This window comes from Paraburkholderia phenazinium, from assembly GCF_900141745.1.
Taxonomy (GTDB): Bacteria; Pseudomonadota; Gammaproteobacteria; order Burkholderiales; family Burkholderiaceae; genus Paraburkholderia; species Paraburkholderia phenazinium_B.
On record NZ_FSRM01000001.1, the window covers coordinates 623,243 to 641,757 of the forward strand.

Annotated in this window: 12 protein-coding genes; 8 read left to right on the plus strand and 4 right to left on the minus strand. The window is 60.5% G+C overall.

All coding sequences use genetic code 11. From position 1 onward, the window contains the following. The first annotated feature begins 12 nt into the window (after positions 1–12). The 4 genes from gcvP (at position 13) to BUS06_RS03010 (ending at position 7,606) form a co-directional block, all read left to right on the plus strand. Positions 13–2,943, plus strand: coding sequence for an aminomethyl-transferring glycine dehydrogenase (gcvP, locus tag BUS06_RS02995; protein WP_074262922.1), 2,931 nt, complete (start codon positions 13–15; stop codon positions 2,941–2,943). Positions 2,944–3,108: 165 nt separating this feature from the next. Next, a complete protein-coding gene (locus tag BUS06_RS03000; RefSeq protein ID WP_429407184.1) occupies positions 3,109–4,203 on the plus strand; it encodes an alginate lyase family protein in 1,095 nt (364 codons plus the stop codon). A 27-nt stretch (positions 4,204–4,230) separates the two neighbouring features. Beyond that, a complete protein-coding gene (locus tag BUS06_RS03005) occupies positions 4,231–5,619 on the plus strand; it encodes an L-serine ammonia-lyase (protein ID WP_074262924.1) in 1,389 nt (462 codons plus the stop codon). A gap of 274 nt (positions 5,620–5,893) precedes the next feature. Then, the gene (locus tag BUS06_RS03010) at positions 5,894–7,606 is read left to right on the plus strand and encodes a thiamine pyrophosphate-binding protein (RefSeq protein WP_074262925.1); all 1,713 of its coding nucleotides are present in this window, start codon (positions 5,894–5,896) and stop codon (positions 7,604–7,606) included. A gap of 57 nt (positions 7,607–7,663) precedes the next feature. Here BUS06_RS03010 and BUS06_RS03015 read toward each other — a convergent pair whose 3' ends face one another. Together BUS06_RS03015 and BUS06_RS03020 are read right to left on the minus strand one after the other, a co-directional pair. Next, positions 7,664–8,284 (minus strand): hypothetical protein, encoded by a 621-nt coding sequence (locus tag BUS06_RS03015; protein WP_074262926.1) that lies wholly within the window; start codon positions 8,282–8,284, stop codon positions 7,664–7,666. Positions 8,285–8,292: 8 nt separating this feature from the next. Beyond that, complete coding sequence (locus tag BUS06_RS03020) at positions 8,293–8,592, minus strand: hypothetical protein (RefSeq protein WP_074265881.1); 300 nt, start codon at positions 8,590–8,592, stop codon at positions 8,293–8,295. A gap of 432 nt (positions 8,593–9,024) precedes the next feature. On the opposite strand from BUS06_RS03020, the gene BUS06_RS37720 reads away from it, so the two are divergent. The 3 genes from BUS06_RS37720 to BUS06_RS37300 are packed head-to-tail and all read left to right on the plus strand — an operon-like array spanning position 9,025 to position 12,607. Further along, a complete protein-coding gene (locus BUS06_RS37720; RefSeq protein WP_167379363.1) occupies positions 9,025–9,192 on the plus strand; it encodes a hypothetical protein in 168 nt (55 codons plus the stop codon). A 47-nt stretch (positions 9,193–9,239) separates the two neighbouring features. Continuing rightward, positions 9,240–12,107: a glycoside hydrolase family 19 protein gene (locus BUS06_RS03025; protein WP_174567498.1), complete on the plus strand. Its 2,868-nt coding sequence runs from the start codon at positions 9,240–9,242 to the stop codon at positions 12,105–12,107. Positions 12,108–12,112: 5 nt separating this feature from the next. Continuing rightward, positions 12,113–12,607 (plus strand): hypothetical protein, encoded by a 495-nt coding sequence (locus BUS06_RS37300; RefSeq protein WP_074262927.1) that lies wholly within the window; start codon positions 12,113–12,115, stop codon positions 12,605–12,607. A 298-nt stretch (positions 12,608–12,905) separates the two neighbouring features. On the opposite strand, the gene BUS06_RS03035 is transcribed toward BUS06_RS37300, so the two are convergent. Continuing rightward, entirely contained in the window at positions 12,906–14,054 is a 1,149-nt protein-coding gene (locus BUS06_RS03035) for a branched-chain amino acid ABC transporter substrate-binding protein (RefSeq protein WP_074262928.1), read from the minus strand. 88 nt (positions 14,055–14,142) lie between these two features. After that, positions 14,143–18,072, minus strand: coding sequence for a trifunctional transcriptional regulator/proline dehydrogenase/L-glutamate gamma-semialdehyde dehydrogenase (putA, locus tag BUS06_RS03040; RefSeq protein ID WP_074262929.1), 3,930 nt, complete (start codon positions 18,070–18,072; stop codon positions 14,143–14,145). Between the two features lie 293 nt (positions 18,073–18,365). Here putA and BUS06_RS37725 point away from each other — a divergent pair, with 293 nt between their 5' ends. Then, positions 18,366–18,515, plus strand: a complete 150-nt coding sequence (locus BUS06_RS37725; RefSeq protein ID WP_166660776.1) for a hypothetical protein — start codon at positions 18,366–18,368, stop codon at positions 18,513–18,515.

An 18,515-nucleotide genomic window follows, 5' to 3' on the forward strand; every position in this document is an offset into this window, starting at 1 on the left:
CAGGAACACCCCATGAAGCTCGAACACCCGGATCGTCTGATGAACCGCACTCCTCTCTCGCTCGCCGCGCTCGAAGTGCATGACGCCTTCGCTGAACGGCATATCGGCCCGGATTCGGCCGACAGCCAGGCGATGCTCGAAGCCCTCGGCTTCGCCTCGCGCGCCGCGCTGATCGACGCCGTGATTCCGAAGACGATCCGCCGCACCGAAACGCTGCCGCTCGGCCCCTTCGCGCAACCGAAGAGCGAGGCCGAAGCGCTCGCTGCGCTGCGTGAGCTGGCCGACAAGAACCAGGTGTTCCGCTCCTATATCGGGCAGGGCTATTACAACGCGCACACCCCGACGGTGATCCTGCGCAACGTACTTGAAAATCCGGCGTGGTACACGGCTTACACGCCGTATCAGCCGGAAATCTCGCAAGGCCGTCTCGAAGCGCTGCTGAACTTCCAGCAGATGATCATCGACCTGACCGGCCTCGCCATCTCCAACGCATCGCTGCTCGACGAGGCCACCGCCGCCGCCGAAGCGATGACGCTGCTGCAACGCGTGGGCAAGCCGAAGTCGAACGTGTTCTACGTCGCCGACGACGTGCTGCCGCAAACCATCGAAGTGGTAAAGACGCGCGCCACACCGGTTGGCATCGAAGTGAAGGTTGGCCCGGCTGCGGATGCCGCGAACGCCAACGCCTTCGGCGTGCTGTTGCAATACCCGGGCGTGAACGGCGATGTGCGCGACTACCGTGCGCTGGCTGAAGCTGTCCACGCTGCCGGCGGCTATGTGGTGGTTGCCGCCGATCTGCTCGCGCTCACGCTGCTCACGCCGCCGGGCGAATGGGGCGCCGACGTGGCTGTCGGCAACACGCAGCGTTTCGGCGTGCCGGTCGGCTTCGGCGGTCCGCACGCGGCGTATCTCGCCGTGCGCGACGAATTCAAGCGGCAAATGCCGGGCCGTCTCGTTGGCGTCACCGTCGACGCACAGGGCAAACCCGCGCTGCGTCTCGCGCTGCAAACGCGCGAACAGCACATCCGCCGCGAAAAGGCGACTTCGAACGTGTGTACCGCGCAGGCGTTGCTCGCGATCATGGCCAGCATGTACGCGGTGTATCACGGCCCGCAAGGTCTGAAGACGATCGCCCAGCGTGTGAATCGCGTCGCCGCGCTGCTCGCGGCCGGTGCGAAAAAGCTCGGCTATACGCTCGTCAACGAAACGTTCTTCGACACGCTCACGTTCGAAACCGGCGCCCGCACCCAGGCGCTGCACGACGCGGCGGTCGCCAAGCGCATCAATCTGCGCCGCGTGAGCGACACGCGCGTCGGCATCTCGCTCGACGAAACCACCAAGCGCAGCGATCTCGCCGATCTGCTGGCCGTGTTCGCGCAAGCGGCGTTCGTAAGCGAAGTGCCGCAAATCGACGCGCTCGACGCCGAACTGCCCGCGGAAAGCAGCGTGCCGGCCGCGCTCGAACGCACCAGCGCGTATCTCACGCACCATGTGTTCAACCGCCATCATTCGGAAACGGAAATGCTGCGCTACCTGCGCAGCCTCTCCGACAAGGACCTCGCGCTCGACCGCTCGATGATCCCGCTCGGCTCCTGCACGATGAAGCTGAACGCGACCTCGGAAATGCTGCCGGTCACGTGGCCTGAGTTCGGTCAGATTCACCCGTTCGCGCCGGCTGAGCAAACTGTCGGCTACCGCGAAATGATCGATCAGCTCGAGCAGATGCTCGTCGCGGCAACCGGTTACGCAGCGGTTTCGCTGCAGCCGAACGCCGGCTCGCAAGGCGAGTACGCGGGTCTGTTGATCATCCACGCTTATCACGCTTCGCGCGGCGAAGGTCATCGCAACGTCTGCCTGATTCCCGCTTCGGCGCACGGCACGAACCCGGCGTCGGCGCAGATGGCCGGCATGCAGGTCGTGGTGGTCGCCTGCGATGCGCAAGGCAACGTCGATATTGAAGACCTGAAGGCGAAAGCCGCGCAACACGCGGACAAGCTGGCTGCGATCATGATCACGTACCCGTCGACGCACGGCGTGTTCGAAGCCAACGTGCGCGAAATCTGCGAGATCGTGCACGCACACGGCGGTCAGGTGTATGTGGACGGCGCCAACATGAACGCAATGGTCGGCCTCACGGCGCCGGGCCAGTTCGGCGGCGACGTCTCGCACCTGAACCTGCACAAGACGTTCTGTATTCCGCACGGCGGTGGCGGCCCAGGCGTCGGTCCGGTGGCAGTCGGCGCGCATCTCGCGAAGTTTCTGCCGAACCAGACGTCGTCGGGTTACGAGCGTGCGCCGCAAGGCATCGGCGCCGTGTCGGGCGCGCCGTACGGCTCCGCTTCGATCCTGCCGATCTCGTGGATGTACATCGCGATGATGGGCGCGAAGAACCTCACGGCTGCGACCGAAACCGCGATTCTCAACGCCAACTACGTCGCCAACAAGCTGGCGCCGCATTATCCGGTGCTGTACTCGGGCCCCGGCGGACTGGTCGCGCACGAATGCATTCTCGACCTGCGCCCGATCAAGGACACCAGCGGCATCACCGTTGACGACGTCGCCAAGCGCCTCGCCGACTACGGCTTCCACGCGCCGACCATGAGCTTCCCGGTGCCGGGCACGCTGATGGTCGAGCCGACCGAATCGGAATCGAAGGAAGAGCTCGACCGTTTCATCGAAGCGATGATTGCGATCCGCGAGGAAATCCGCGCCGTCGAAGATGGCCGCTCGGACCGCGAAGACAATCCGCTCAAGCACGCACCGCACACCGCGGCCGTGGTGATTGCGGACGGCTGGAAGCATGCGTATGCGCGTGAAACCGCTGCGTATCCGTTGCCGTCGCTGATTGCGAGGAAGTACTGGCCGCCGGTTGGCCGTGCAGACAACGTGTATGGCGACCGCAACCTGTTCTGCTCCTGCGTACCCATCGCGGATTACGAGTAACCGCGTCGCATTCGCTGGCTTGAACCGCGCGCCACCTGACGGTGACGCGCGGTCCTGTCGTTCGCGCCCGGGAACGGCTAACATCACACACCAATCAGCCCAACGAAGGAGTGTCGCATGGTGCGAAAGGTGCTAATGATGGAAAGCCCGAGCTATTCACGGCGCATGCCGTCCTGGCAGGCCGCGGGCACGCCGCTCGCGACGCTGCTGCTGGTGTGCGGCGCCGTCATGCTGCCGGTGCGGCACGCCCGCGCAGCGATGAATTTCTGTGCAGCGCCAGCGCTGCAAACCAGCGAACGCACGAATGCCGATCCAGGCGTCAAGGCACTGGTCGCCAACGTGGAAGCGCATCTGAACGATCAGGCGCACGCGGTGGCGACCTTGCATACCGAAGGCACCTTACCGCACGAAGGGATTTACGATCAAAGCGTCGAAGCGGAGAAAGATCTGGACCTCCTGCGTGACGCGGCGCTCGCCTGGCGCGCCACCAGTGACGACCGCTATCTGAAACTGGTCGATCGTCTGCTGTACGCCTGGGTCACGACCTACCAGCCGAGCTTCAACCCGATCGACGAAACCCGTTTCGAAGGCTTGATCCTCGCCTACGACATGACCGCAAGCGCGTTGCCGGTGAAAACGCGTAACGCAGCGATGGCGTTTCTGACGAAGCTTGGAAACGGTTACATCGCGCAGATCGACGCGCAACCGCGCCCGCTAACCGGCTCGTTTCGCAATAACTGGCAGAGCCACCGGGTCAAACTGATTGCGATGGCCGCCTTCACGCTCGACAACCGCAAGATGATCAACGCGGCGCAGCGTCTGTTTGTCGAACATATTGGCGACAACATCGAGCCGGACGGTTCGACGATCGACTTTAAGGAACGCGATGCGCTGCATTACGTGACTTACGATCTGCAGCCGCTCGTGACCGCCGCGCTGGCCGCACGCCGTCACAACCGCAACTGGTTGCCGGAGAAGGCCACCAACGACGCGACGCTGGGCACCGCGCTGAACTGGTTGACGCCCTACGCGTTGGGCACCAAAACGCATGACGAATTTGTGCATTCGGACGTCCCGTTCGATGCGAAGCGTCGCGAAGCCGGCTTGCCCGGCTATTCGGGTGACTGGGATCCGAAGAACGCGGCTGAACTGTTTCACCTCGCGGCGCGTCTCGATGGCCGCTATGCGCCGATCGCGCTGCGGCTCGCGCCGACCCCGCCCGCGTGGCTGGCCGTGTGCCTGCCGCTGCCGGCACGTTAACCCCGTTTTTTATATGCAGGAGCAGTAATGGCAGTCAGTGTGTTCGACCTTTTCAAAATCGGCATTGGTCCGTCCAGTTCGCATACGGTCGGGCCGATGCGCGCGGCGCTGATGTTCGTCCAGGGGCTCGAACGCGACGGACTGCTTGCGGGTACGGCTTCGGTGAAGGTGGATCTGTACGGCTCGCTCGGCGCGACCGGCAAGGGCCACGGCACCGATCGCGGTGTGATGCTCGGCTTGATGGGCGACGCGCCGGATACTGTCAATCCCGATACGATCGCGCAGCGTCTCGAAGCGGTGCGCACTTCGCGCTCTTTGCCGCTGCTTGGCACACACCCGGTGCCGTTCGTGCAGAAGGATCACATTTCTTTCTACCGGCAGGCGCTCGCCGAGCATCCAAACGGATTGAAGCTGCACGCGTTCGATGCTCAAGGTCAGACGCTGCGTGAGGCGACTTACCTGTCCGTCGGCGGTGGCTTTGTGGTCACTGCGGGGGCGCCGAATACCAAGGTGCTGAGTGCGGTCGATCAATTGCCGCATTCATTCCGCAGCGGCAACGAGCTACTAGCGCTGTGCAAGGCGACCGGCAAAAGCATCGCGCAACTGATGTGGGAAAACGAGCGCGTTTGGCATACCGAAGAAGAAACGCGCGCCGGTTTGATGAAGATCTGGGACGTGATGCAGTCGTGCGTGGCGCGCGGTTGCGGCATCGGCAATCCGGATGCGGACGGCAATCTCCCAGGTCCGTTCCAGGTGAAGCGGCGTGCGCCGCAGTTGTATCGCTCCCTGTCGGGAAATCCTGAACTGGCGTTGCGTGATCCGCTGTCGATGGTGGACTGGATCAATCTGTACGCAATTGCCGTCAATGAAGAAAATGCGGCCGGCGGTCGTGTCGTCACTGCGCCGACGAACGGTGCCGCCGGCATCATCCCCGCCGTGCTGCATTACTACACGCGGTTCATGTCCGGCTCGAACCAGCAAGGCGTGATCGACTTTCTGATGACCGCAGCAGCGATCGGCATTCTGTACAAGCTGAATGCGTCGATTTCCGGTGCCGAAGTAGGTTGCCAGGGTGAAGTGGGTGTCGCCTGCTCGATGGCCGCCGGTGCGCTCGCGGCGGTGATGGGCGGCACGCCCGAGCAGGTCGAGAACGCCGCGGAAATTGGCATGGAACATAACCTCGGGCTGACCTGCGATCCGGTTGGCGGCATGGTGCAGATTCCGTGTATCGAACGTAATGCAATGGCGTCGGTGAAGGCGGTCAACGCGGCACGGATGGCATTGCGCGGCGATGGCAGCCACTATGTTTCGCTGGACTCGGTCATCAAGACGATGCGCGAAACCGGCGCGGATATGAAGACCAAGTACAAGGAAACTTCACGCGGCGGGTTGGCGGTGAATATTGTCGAATGCTGATTTGTGGCGGATTCGCTTCGTTCGACCATACGACCAGCAGCGGCTCGGTGACTTCATACAAGTCGTAGCCAACGCATCCCTTACAACGCGCCGCCGCTGCTGTGCTGCGCGGCGTTGCCTTGGCAGCTTGTGCCAATAGCCCGATTAGCGACCCGACATTGCCCTTGCCCTTTCCAGTGACACCGGCCGCCGAGTCGGCGTAAGCTGTCGAAGCCCGTCGGCCCCACGTGGCCGACCAGCCGACCGACGAGATCCGACTGGAGGCTTCACCGCAATGCCGCTGACGAATGTTCCCGCTTCCGCCACCACCACCGGTGCGCGCCTTGTAGTCGATGCCCTGCTGACGCACGGTGTCGAACGTGTTTTCTGTGTGCCGGGCGAGAGCTTTCTCGCCGTGCTCGACTCGCTGCACGACGAGACTGAACGGATCCAGACCGTTGTCTGCCGGCACGAAGCGGCCGCCGCCAATATGGCCGAAGCGGTCGGCAAACTGACCGGTCGTCCCGGCGTGGCAATCGTCACGCGCGGACCCGGCGCGACGCATGCGTCGATTGGCGTGCACACCGCGTTCCAGGACTCGACGCCGATGATCCTGCTGATCGGCCAATGCGCGCGCGAACATCTCGACCGCGAGGCGTTCCAGGAAATCGACTATCGACGCATGTTCGGCCAGATGGCGAAGTGGGTCGCGCAGATCGATGATCCGCGTCGCATTCCGGAGTATCTGAGTCACGCGTTCCATACTGCGACGTCAGGACGGCCAGGGCCTGTCGTGCTGTCGTTGCCGGAAGATGTCTTGAGCGACGCGTGTGCAGTGGTGCCAGGCGCGCCGGCTTATCACCGTGTGGCGGCATCGCCGTCTGCGGCACAGATGGATCAGCTTCGGCAGTTGCTCGAAGGCGCACAGCGGCCGATGGTCATCGCCGGTGGTAGCGGCTGGACATCTGAGGCGAGCGCGGACCTGCAGCGCTTCGTCGAGAACTGGCAGTTGCCGATCGGTCTCGCGTTCCGCTTTCAGGACACGCTCGATAACGAGCATGCGAACTACGCAGGCGATGTGGGACTTGGCATCAATCCCGCGCTGGCCAAGCGCATCGCGGATGCGGATCTGCTGCTCGTGTTTGGCCCGCGAATGGGTGAAGCCACGACCGGCGGATATACGCTGCTGGACATTCCGAAGACCAGGCAGACTTTGGTTCACGTGCATCAGGGCGCGGAGGAATTGGGCCGCGTGTATTCGGCAGATTTGCCGATCGTCTCCGGAATGCCTGAACTCGCGTCACTTCTCGCGGCCCTGCCGCCTCCTTCTTCAAAACCGGCATGGGCGGGAACTGCGGAAGAGGCGCATCGCTCCTACCTCGAGTGGCGAGTGCCGCGGCAGATTCCCGGCGACGTGCAAATGGGCGAGGTGATTCAGCAGCTGCGCGCGCACTTGCCCGAGGACGCCATCGTGACCAACGGCGCAGGCAACTACGCGACGTGGCTGCATCGACACTTCTCATACCGGCATTTCCGTTCGCAGGTCGCACCGACCAGCGGCGCGATGGGCTACGGCGTGCCAGCGGCCATTGCGGCGAAATCGCTCTATCCGCAGCGCACGGTGGTAGCGCTGGCCGGCGACGGCTGCTTCATGATGTCCGCTCAGGAACTGGCGACGGCGATGCAATACGACCTGCACGTTCTGTTCATCGTCGTGAACAACAACCACTTCGGCACGATCCGCATGCACCAGGAGCGGCACTATCCGAACCGCGTGCATGGCACCGGCCTCACCAATCCGGATTTCGCGGCGTTCGCGCGATCTTTCGGCGCACATGGCGAGACAGTGGAACGTACCGAGGATTTCCTGCCGGCGCTCGAGCGTTCGCTCGCGGCGAAACGCGCAGCGGTAATCGAGATTCGCATCCCGCAGGAAGCGAGCACGCCTGGCGCGACTCTGGAGCAGATTCGGGAACAGGGGCGCAAGTTAAGGGGTGAAGGGAAATAGCTGACGTACGAATGACTCTGTCGGCGCGGCCGCTCGACGCTCTCGCGACGACGGCCGCTAGGCCGAGATCACAGCCAACGCGCCGAGCTCCTTCATCAAAGCCGGCTTGCGCCCCTCGATCACATCTATCTGAATCTGATAGATCACGGATTTGATCACTTCGGTCTGATTCATCTCCGTATCTTCAGTCAGCGTCTTGATGTCTTCGGCGATGCGCGGCGTGACCTTTATGGAGAGGCGCCTGCGCGCGGCGCCACGCTGCTCCTTGAAGCGCGCCACGGCTGAGCGATGCGCCCTCATCAACCGCTCCCGAGGATACTCGCCGGAGGCAAACCGATGCAGATACAAGATCATTAAAACCTTGCGAAACTCGGTTGAACTCGCGCTATCGATTGTGTACGCAGCGAGATCAAGCATATCCAGATAAATAGCGGGCAACTGCGCCTCGATGGCCTTCACTTCCTTCTGACGGGTTTCGCGAATAGCCGGCGTGGACTGCGCGGGGATGGCGACTACTTCATCGCACACGTCGCAAACTGAGACGAGGATGTCCTTGACCTCACCCTTGCCGTCACTGAACGGCACATTGCGGCGCGCAAAGGTCGAACTCACGAGCTGCTGACAGCTGTGACAGATCGCCTTGCTCTTCTCGCCTTCTTCATACAGTTTTGTGTTCATGGTCCTGCTCACTGGTGAACGCTTATAAACATGGTGTATGGATCGCCGACGAAGTAAAACTTCACGTACCAGCCACCTGACGCGATGACATGCACATCGATCGACGCGAACCTGTGATGCGGCGACGATACGTATTCAGTGTCATCACTCTTGACGATGACGCGTTCCACTAACTGCGGCGTCACCTCCGCCATAGCAAGAAGGTTTTTGACATCGACGTTACGACGCGACTCATGCTGAAACCTGCCGGACCTAAGCGCGGCGACGACCGCCTGCTTAACCTCGCGATATTTAACTGGTATCGTCAAAAGCACCCCCGAATTATACGACGTTTATCGTATGAAATGTCGATGTGACCGATTTCATACACCATCGCAATTGTTGAGGACTTTTGATCGACCGACGAGTCATCCGGATGGCCAGGCGTGGAGAGACGAACCGGCAACGCCCGTCCGATGGACTCCAGAGTCGCGGCATCCGAACAGACGAGAGGACAGCAATGCTGGCATTGCGGATATTTTTGCGGACACCGTCTGTATGCGCGGCCAGGGTTGTTCGCCGGCCGAATTGCGCCTCGACTATCAACGACCAATTTGCAGACTTTTCTGCATTGAATTGGGATGGCACGCGGGGTAAAAATCTTCAGGAGCTAAATAGGCTCCGCATCGCGGCCTCCTAACGTTTGCAGTCCTGCTGAATCAGGTCGCGCCTCTCAAAACAACCGCAGGGAGGCTAGGTCAATGACAGATCTGCAAGACGCACTGCAAGCCCTACCGGGTCGAGAGGCGTATCACCTCGACGTACCCGGCACAGACAGCGTAGAGACGCTCTCAGTCGTATCTTTCGAGGCCACCGAGAAGATGGGGGAGCCCCGACGCTCCCTGCTCCGAATCATCGGCCCGACCTGACTGCACATGCCTCGCGGTTTTCCGGCTAACTTCATCGAATCCGAAAAATGACCCTCCCCCAAAGCCATCCACCGGCCCCGCAGAACCATCCGGCTATCACTCCGGCTGCGCCCGCGGCTGCACCCCAGTCCGCATCGCCGCTGACCTGGCGCTATCCCTTTCCCGCAAGGGACGGTAAGGAGGCCGCCGATCCGCAGGTGTTTTACAGCGCACTGGGCGCGATGAGTGACGGCGTCTTCCCTCTCGGTGTCAATGGCTTCCCACACGGCGGCGTTCATTTCGGGCCGGCCTCGGCCTCACGTCTGGAGCAGTCCAAAGGCGTGCGCGTGATTGCCGACGGCGATATCGTCGCGTTCAAGCTCGACGATGCGTACCCGCATTTGCTTTTCTCACAGGATCGTCGCTGGTCCATGTATTCGACCGGCTTTGTACTGGTGCGCCACCAGATGACGATGCCGGCTGCACCGGGTAGTAACGCGGCACAGCCCGCCGACGAGACGCTGACATTCTTCAGTCTCTATCTGCACATGGCAGACTGGAGCACCTATCTGTCGGACAGTAAGCTTGTGCGGCCAGGCTGGTGGCCAGGCGTGGACGCGTTCCGTATCGGGGCGAAAGACACGCAGAATGGCAGTGGCGCATCCGGTGCGTTCGTGTACACGGCTCCGACGGTAGGAAAGAACAAAAGCCGGTACATCAAGGGGGAGCGAGTTGGCTTTCTGCCAGAAGGCAGCGAAATCACAATCAGTGAAACGCGTGGGCCGTGGGGGCATATCAAGGAGATCACCGCAGGCAATATGGTTTCGCCCACGAGTGGTGGCGTTTTTGGGTCGGACGACCTGAATGTCCCATGGGTCCATCCAGACGACGACACAACTGGTACAGCACCCGTTACACCTGAAAACGACTGGGGGTGGATCTACCTGCACGATCAGCAGGCCGTGAAAGAGCCGATAGGTGTCGGCACGGTGATTACGCCGTCCGGGACCACGCCGATCCAAGTGAAGGCGGGAACATTGTTGGGCCGGCTTGGGGAATACATCGATTACGAAACCTCGACGCCTTTGCCGCCCGTCCCGAGTCGGCAGTTGCTGCATCTTGAAGTGTTTGCCGACGAAACACTAAAGAGTTTCATCGAAAAAAGTCGCGCACGGGCAACGCAACTGCCGGTAAGTGATCGAACCATCTTTGTTATCCAAGCGGGTGCGAAGCTTGTCGCAAAGCCGACTGACGCCGACCTCTACCTTGGCGCAGCGGTGCAGCTTGCCAAGCTCACCCTTACCTCTACCAGCCCGAAAACTGGGCCCTGGGTTCACGTCCAGCCGTGGATTGATGGTGCAGGTCATGCGCAGCAATACCAGAATCCCGTCTGGATTGCTCGTTCGGGGTTGAGCCGTCTCGATTCTCCGAACGGTCTCCCGGCCTGGAAATCGTTCCCGCTGCAATTGAGCCAGGTGGGTTCACCAGTCAATGCAGATCTGGTGGCATATCCAGGCACGGAGCTTGATTCACTCGGTGATGGAAATGTAGCTGTCGATGACAAGGGAGTAACCTGGTGGCGCCTCGAACTCGGCACGGGTTCGGGACAAACGGCATCGGGTTGGGTTTGTGGTGCGAAGCTGGGCAGTAGTGCAACCCATCCAGGCACACATTGGGAGAGTCCGTGGGCATGGCCGGGCTTTGAAATTGTGGACGCAACAGGGATCAACCTCACCGACGCCTTCAAACGAAATCTTTCGGTCACCGGTTCGGCGAATCCGAAAGAACAGAAAGCATTCGCGCCATCCACTGAGGCGGTAGGCAACAGTGCTCTCCTGTCAAAGCTTGAGCAGACTGTAAGTCGCTTGCCGTCGTCTCGTGGAGTAAAAGATGAACGAGGTAAGGACGGCAGCGTAATTGTGACGGCGGTCAAGTTACGGCAGGCACTTGGACGGCGATGGCTGGCAAGTGATCTGTGCCATGTCATCTTGAAATACGAGAGCGAATGGGGCGGTGGCATGAACCGCTGGGAAGCGCTTACGCCGCTCATGCGTAACGCGGCCGAGAACTGGAAATGCGAGCTGGAGCGGATCAAAAAGCTTCAGTGGTGGGATTCAGTGAAAGATAAGGTGGAAGGTTTTCCGTCCAGCCCAGTGGTGAATCACATACATCCGGTGGCTTTGATTGGGAATTTCTTGCGGTACGGCTTCCGATTCACGCTGGAAATGGTGCAACACATTTTCCCCACAGCGACCGTTGCAACGTTGCAGGTCGTCATAGACGAACTGAATACAAATATTGAATTGTTCAAGCTGGACACATCCCTTAGGCGAGAGCATTTTTTTGCTCAGGTCCGCCGGGAGGCGGGTCCGTCATTGGCGGTCCATGATGGCGAGAGTTTGAACTACCCGCCATCAAGATTGATACAAAAATTCTCGTATTTTCAGCAACATCCTAACGAAGCCGAACAATATGGGCGCACGAGCGCACACTCCGCCGATCAGGAAGCTATCGCGAACCGCGCCTACGGAGGCAGAAACGGCAACGTTCAGAATGGAGATGGGTGGAACTACCGCGGAAGAGGTTTGATACAGATTACTGGGAGAGCGCAATATGGGAAATTTTCAGCGTGGCATCGGCAGAATTCGCATGGATGGCCAAATGAGGCGAATTTAGATTTTCTAGATGATTTCCAATTGGTCGGACAGATCAAATACGCGACAAGGTCAGCGGCTGCCTATTGGGTAGACAACCAAATGTATCAAATTGCGGATGAAGGCACATCAAGCAACGTTGTAGACAATATCACTAAGGTGATAAATCCAGGGCTTTTTTCCCACCGTCTTGGCCAGCCTATTAACGCAGAAAACATGGCCGACATCGTCGATAGACAGAATAATTTTTCCGCCATTCACAGCTGGCAAGGATTGAAGTGATATCTATGAGGAAATCTATTTTTCTTACTTTCATGCTCTGCCTACGCGTCAGTGCGGCGAATGCACAAGTTCAATCTTTGCCAAGCGAAGATTCGCTTTGTCGTGAAGGCGAGGACATTTACTTCAGCTGCCCGCTAGAGAATGGGAAGACAATTTCAGTTTGCGCGAAAAATAACGTCAGCCCGAACCAAGGTTACGTTAGATATGAGTACGGAAATAAAGAAAGCAGTTTCAATTATCCCCTCGAAAATATGCCACCGGGTGATAGATTTGCGATATCTGACGTTTCCGAGGGAAGCATTCATGGCTTACACTTGAAATTTACGCGCGGAATGTACACTTACGTTGTGTCTTCAGTGTGGCCAGGAGAGCTGTATGTGTCCAAACGCGGGAATATTGCTTTTGACAAGGAGTGTCAAGCCTCGCGCTATAAAAGTTTCTCGAATAAAATTTTCGATGGAATAAGGCAGGTAGCGCCCTCCAAGGTTGATTTTCACTGAGTCAAATCATAGAAAGGTGGCAGACGTGAGCCGACGTCACCGGCAGCGCAGACGCATTTTAAAAATTCCACCATTGGAATTTTTCCACCAACCGGGTGGCGGTAAGACTGACGTAGCGAGTGGATACTTTCCCAATATCCGCCCATAGGGCTTGAGCCTGGCGTTTGCCTTTTCGGCAAAAAAATAAAACCCTACGAGCCATGAGAGACCCGTAGGGCACAAAACACCAAGCCAGCCATTCAACGCTTGAAAAATCAACTAAACCGAACCACCCTCAAGCGCCGCGAGGCAAAAAAACTCACTTCCCACCAACACTCTGCAAAGTCGTCCACTTCCCATCAACAACCTTGTAAAGCGTAATCCCACCATTCTTAAGATCACCCTTACCGTCATACTCAAGATGCGCCGCAGTGACAGCCGGCATATCGGTCTTGGCGAGGAACGGCAAATACTTAGCCGGATCGGTCGAATTAGCCTTCTTCATGGCAGCGAACATCGCCATAGCACCATCGTATGCATACGGCGAGTACGTCTGCACATCCTCATTAAAACGCTTCTTATACTTGCTGACATAGTCAGCACCACCAGGCATCTGATCAAGCGGCAGCCCAGCCAGCGAAGCAACAGTCCCATTAGCCGCATCGCCAGCGAGCGACAGGAACGTCGGCGTATGGACCATCTCACCGCCCATGAGCGGAGCCTTGATACCAAGCTCCCGCATCTGCTTGACCATCGGCGCAGCTTGCGAATCCGCACCACCGTAATAGATGAGATCCGGATTAACCGACTTCAACTTGGTCAGAATCGACTTGAAGTCAACAGCCTTGTCATTGGTGAACTCACGATCAACGATCGCCCCACCTGAAGCCTTGGCCGCCTTCTCGAACTGATCAGCCAACCCCTGCCCATAAGCCGTGCGGTCGTCGACAATAGCAATCTTCTTCATGCCAAGATTCTTCACCGCAAACGTCCCGGCAACCGAACCTTGCTGCGTATCGGACGTCATCATGCGGAAAGTCGTCTTGAAGCCTTGTTGCGTGTACTCAGGCGCCGTCGCCATGGCGATTTCGGGGATGCCCGCGTTCGCGTAGATGCGCGAAGCCGGGATCGTCGTGCCCGAGTTGAAGTGGCCGAGCATGCCCTTGATGTTGTCGTCCACCAGCTTCTGCGCGACGGTCGTGCCGGTGCGCGGATCCGCCTGGTCGTCCGCCGAATCGAGAACGAAGCGAACCTGCTTGCCGCCGATCATCGGCTTGCTTGCGTTTTCTTCTTCCACAGCCAGCGTGATGCCGTTCTGGAAGTCCTTGCCGTAGTGGGCCTGTGCGCCCGTCATCGGGCCGGCAAAACCGACCTTCACGTCTTCGACCTGCTGTGCGTGTGCTGTCCCCGCCAGCGACATGGCTGCGACGAGCGCGGCGCCTGCCAGCTGTTTCATCTTGTGTTGCATAGCTTCTCCTTGGTACCAGGTGTGAGTGGAGCGGTTTCGGGGTCGCCGTACCGCTTCCGTTTAATTGAATCGACCGTTAAAGGTTCGCTCAACCGATCGTCATCAAATTCGCATTGCCGCCTGCAGCTGCGGTGTTTACGCTGACCGAACGCTCCGTCAGCAGACGTTCGAGCGCATAGTCCTCTTCGCCGCTTTCCAGCGCGCGAGCCGCCACGCCCTGTACGGAGACGATCGGACCCACCCGCTTGGCCACTTCCTTCACCAGCGAAAGCAGTTCATCGCTGTCGCCTTCGAACAGCACGGCGTCGAACGGCGTGTCGGCGCTCTTCTTCACGCTTGCATAAGGCTTGAGTGCCGCAGGCAGCGCCGACACCAGTTGCTCGCCTGCAGCGCCGTCGAACAGCGCGCGGTTGCCGGTGGCAAGCGCCGCAGCAAACTGCACGCGTGCACCGCTCGCCGTCGACGCCACGCACAACACCGTGCCGCGTGCGCCGAGCGTGTAGGTATTGCGCTCGCCGGTCGGGCCAGGCAGCACCGCCGTGACGCCTGCCAGGCCTTGCGACAGGTAGCCGTCGCAACGCGCCGCCAGCGACGCCTGACGTTCGTTGATCAGCCAGTCACGCAGCGCCGTCAGCGCCGAGGACGGATTGTCGCCGTTTTCCGTCGCCTGCGGGGCGTCGGCGATCAGCGACTGCGCCAGCGTCTTCGGCAGACCGGCCGGACGCGTCGCCAGCAGACGCTGCAGATAAAGCGCGCCGCCTGCCTTCGGACCCGTGCCCGACAGCCCTTCACCGCCGAACGGTTGCACGCCGACCACCGCGCCCACCACGTTGCGGTTCACGTAGATGTTGCCCACATGCGCGCGGCTGATCACATGTGCGATCGTTTCGTCGATACGTGTGTGGATGCCGAGCGTCAGGCCGTAACCGGTCGCGCGGATCTGTTCGAGCAGCCTGTCGAGCGCGTTGCGGCGATAACGCACCACATGCAGCACCGGACCAAACACTTCGCGCTTCAGTTCGTCGATGCTGTCGAGTTCAATCAGCGTCGGCGGCACGAAAGTGCCTTGCGCGCCACCTTCCGGCATCGGCAGTTGCACGACCTTGCGGCCCTTCTCGCGCATCGCCGCAACGTGCGCGTCGATACCGCGCTTCGCATCGACGTCGATCACCGGACCGACATCAATCGACAAACGATCCGGGTTGCCCACCGCGAGCTCGCGCATCGCGCCGGTCAGCATTTCCAGCGTGCGATCGGCCACATCGTCCTGTAGACAAAGAACGCGCAGCGCGGAACAACGTTGACCGGCCGAGTCGAACGCCGAGTTCAGCACATCCGCCACTACCTGCTCGGCGAGCGCCGACGAGTCGACGATCATCGCGTTCTGGCCACCGGTCTCCGCGATCAGCGGAATCGGCTTGCCTTCTGCATCCAGACGGCTCGAAAGCGTCCTGTTGATCAGGCGTGCCACTTCGGTCGAACCGGTGAACATCACCGCTCGCGTGCGGGCATCGGCTACCAGCGCCGCACCGACCGTTTCGCCGTCACCTGGCAGCAGTTGCACCGCGCCTGCCGGCACACCCGCTTCGCGCAGGATACGTACCGCTTGGGCCGCGATCAGCGGAGTCTGTTCGGCCGGCTTCGCCAGCACCGTGTTGCCGGCGGCCAATGCGGCGGCAACCTGACCCATGAAAATCGCCAGCGGGAAGTTCCACGGGCTAATACAGACCACCGGCCCGAGCGGACGATGCGTGTCGTTCGAGAACTCGGTGCGGATCTGCGCCGAGTAGTAGCGCAGGAAGTCAATCGCTTCGCGAATCTCGGCGACGGCGTTCGGCAGCGACTTGCCCGCTTCGCGCACCACCAGGCCCATCAACGTATGCATCTGCGCTTCAAGCAGATCGGCCGCACGCGCGAGGCAATCGGCGCGCGCTTCGACCGGCGTCGCTTGCCAGATCGGCGCGGCGGCTACCGCATTCGACAGCGCCGCGCTCACATGTTCCGACGTGGCTTCGACAACCGTGCCGACGAGATCGCGATGGTCAGCCGGATTGCGTACATCGCGTGCGGTACCCACGGCGATTTCGTTGTCTTCGAGCATGGGGGTCGCGCGCCACGGATGATGCGCACTCGCCAGCAGTGCCGAAGATAAGGACGCCAGACGATGTTCATTCGACAGATCCAGCCCCATCGAATTGACGCGTTCCGCACCATACAGATTGCGCGGCAGCGGGATCTTCGCGTGCGGCGCGCCGAGCGGCACGACCTTCGACGCTTCCTCGACCGGATCGGCCACCAGATCCTTGATCGCCACGTTTTCATCAGCGATGCGGTTCACGAACGACGTATTCGCGCCGTTTTCCAGCAGGCGTCGCACCAGATACGCGAGCAGCGTTTCGTGTGTACCGACCGGTGCATACACGCGGCACGGCCGGTTCAGCTTGTCGCGGCCCGTGACTTCTTCGTACAGCGGCTCGCCCATACCGTGCAAGCACTGGAACTCGTACTGGCCAGGATAGTAGTTCTGCCCCGCGAGGTGATAGATCGCCGAGAGCGTATGCGCGTTGTGCGTGGCAAATTGCGGATACACCGCGTCCGGCGCGCCGAGCAGCTTCTTCGCGCAGGCGACGTACGACACGTCCGTATAGATCTTGCGCGTGTAGACCGGATAGCCTTCGAGGCCGTCCACTTGAGCACGCTTGATTTCGCTATCCCAGTACGCGCCCTTCACGAGACGGACCATGATGCGATGACGGCTGCGGCGCGCCAGATCAATGATGTAATCGATCACGAACGGGCAGCGCTTCTGATATGCCTGCACCACGAAGCCAATGCCGTTCCAGCCCGCCAGTTCCGGATCGAAGCAAAGCGCTTCGAGCAGATCCAGCGAGATTTCGAGGCGATCGGCTTCTTCGGCATCGATGTTCAGGCCGATGTCGTAGCGGCGCGCGAGGATCGCGAGCGAGCGCACGCGCGGCAGCAGTTCGTTCATCGTGCGTTCGTACTGCGAGCGCGCATAGCGCGGGTGCAGCGCCGAGAGCTTGATAGAGATGCCCGGGCCTTCGTAGATGCCGCGTCCGCCGGCCGCCTTGCCGATTGCGTGGATCGCCTGCTCGTACGACGCGTAGTAGCGCTGCGCATCGGCTTCGGTAGTGGCCGCTTCGCCGAGCATGTCGTACGAGTAGCGGAAACCGCGCGCTTCGAATTTGCGGCTGTTGGCGAGCGCCTCGGAGATGTTCTCACCGGTGACGAACTGCTCGCCCATCAAGCGCATCGCCATATCGACGCCCTTGCGGATCAGCGGCTCACCGCCCTTGCCGATCAGCCGCGTGAGCGCCGACGACAGGCCCGTTTCGCTATTGGTCGTCACCAGCTTGCCGGTGATCATCAGCCCCCAGGTGGCAGCGTTGACGAACAGCGACGGCGCCTGGCCGACGTGCGATTTCCAGTCGCCCTTGCTGATCTTGTCGCGAATCAGCGCGTCGCGGGTGGCGCGATCGGGAATCCGCAGCAACGCTTCGGCGAGGCACATCAGCGCCACGCCTTCCTGGCTCGACAGCGAAAACTCGTGAATCAGCCCTTCGACGCCGCCGCCCTTGCTCTTGCCGCGCAGCGTTTCGACGAGCTTGCTCGCCATCGCCTGCACGTCATTGGCGAGGTTTGCCGGCAGACGCGCCTGACCGAGCAGGAACGGCACGCATTCCGGCTCAGGACGCCGGTAGGCCGCTGTAATCGCCGCACGCAACACCGATTGTGGTTGCACGTTCTGCGCAAAATCCAGGAACGGGTGCGACGCCCCATCCTCTTCGGATTCGACGCTCGCGCCATCGGCCAGATCGGCCGAGCCGTGCGCGCCGGACAGCTCAGCGGGCAATTGACCGTGCTCGATCCGTTCGAGGTACGCAAAGATCGCCTGCTTGATCAGCCAGTGCGGAGTGCGTTCGAGACGGGTGGCGGCATCTTTCAGCCGGGTACGCAGGAGGTCGTCGACCTTGACGCCAAGGGTGGTGCTAGCCATGTTTCCTTCGTATGCCAGCCAAGCCGCGCCGGCCAAAGACTAAAAAGTTGGCCGAATCGTACGCCTCCCAATAAAAAGGTGCAACCACGCGGATGGCATGGTTGCACCATTGTCAAAACCTTGTGCGACCGGGGTTCGCGGCAGTTGGCGCACCCGCGAGCGATCCCGGAGCCGGATCGGTACTTTCCCCTATGAAATTCTTTTTTGGCGACCCTTATCGAAACGCAGAATCAGGCCGTTATACAGAACATGATGCGCACAAGCGCACGTAACGGGGTTACGGGGTGTTCGAAATGGAAAAGTGGCTGGTACTGGCAGCAATCTGGAGCATGTGCGCAACGTGCGCATATCTGTTCGTCCGCGGTGCGACGTACTCCGACACGCGCGAAGCAGAGGATGAGCTTGCAGTGATCGACAGCGCGCGCCGCGCGATCGGGAAATAA

Excerpts from the sequence above, each read along its gene's own strand:
- gcvP (WP_074262922.1), top strand. The coding sequence starts at position 13 with ATGAAGCTCGAACACCCGGATCGTCTGATGAACCGCACTCCTCTCTCG.
- BUS06_RS03000 (WP_429407184.1), top strand. The coding sequence starts at position 3,109 with ATGCCGTCCTGGCAGGCCGCGGGCACGCCGCTCGCGACGCTGCTGCTG.
- BUS06_RS03005 (WP_074262924.1), top strand. The coding sequence starts at position 4,231 with ATGGCAGTCAGTGTGTTCGACCTTTTCAAAATCGGCATTGGTCCGTCC.
- BUS06_RS03010 (WP_074262925.1), top strand. The coding sequence starts at position 5,894 with ATGCCGCTGACGAATGTTCCCGCTTCCGCCACCACCACCGGTGCGCGC.
- BUS06_RS03015 (WP_074262926.1), bottom strand. The coding sequence starts at position 8,284 with ATGAACACAAAACTGTATGAAGAAGGCGAGAAGAGCAAGGCGATCTGT.
- BUS06_RS37720 (WP_167379363.1), top strand. The coding sequence starts at position 9,025 with ATGACAGATCTGCAAGACGCACTGCAAGCCCTACCGGGTCGAGAGGCG.
- BUS06_RS03025 (WP_174567498.1), top strand. The coding sequence starts at position 9,240 with ATGACCCTCCCCCAAAGCCATCCACCGGCCCCGCAGAACCATCCGGCT.
- BUS06_RS37300 (WP_074262927.1), top strand. The coding sequence starts at position 12,113 with ATGAGGAAATCTATTTTTCTTACTTTCATGCTCTGCCTACGCGTCAGT.
- BUS06_RS03035 (WP_074262928.1), bottom strand. The coding sequence starts at position 14,054 with ATGCAACACAAGATGAAACAGCTGGCAGGCGCCGCGCTCGTCGCAGCC.
- putA (WP_074262929.1), bottom strand. The coding sequence starts at position 18,072 with ATGGCTAGCACCACCCTTGGCGTCAAGGTCGACGACCTCCTGCGTACC.
- BUS06_RS37725 (WP_166660776.1), top strand. The coding sequence starts at position 18,366 with ATGGAAAAGTGGCTGGTACTGGCAGCAATCTGGAGCATGTGCGCAACG.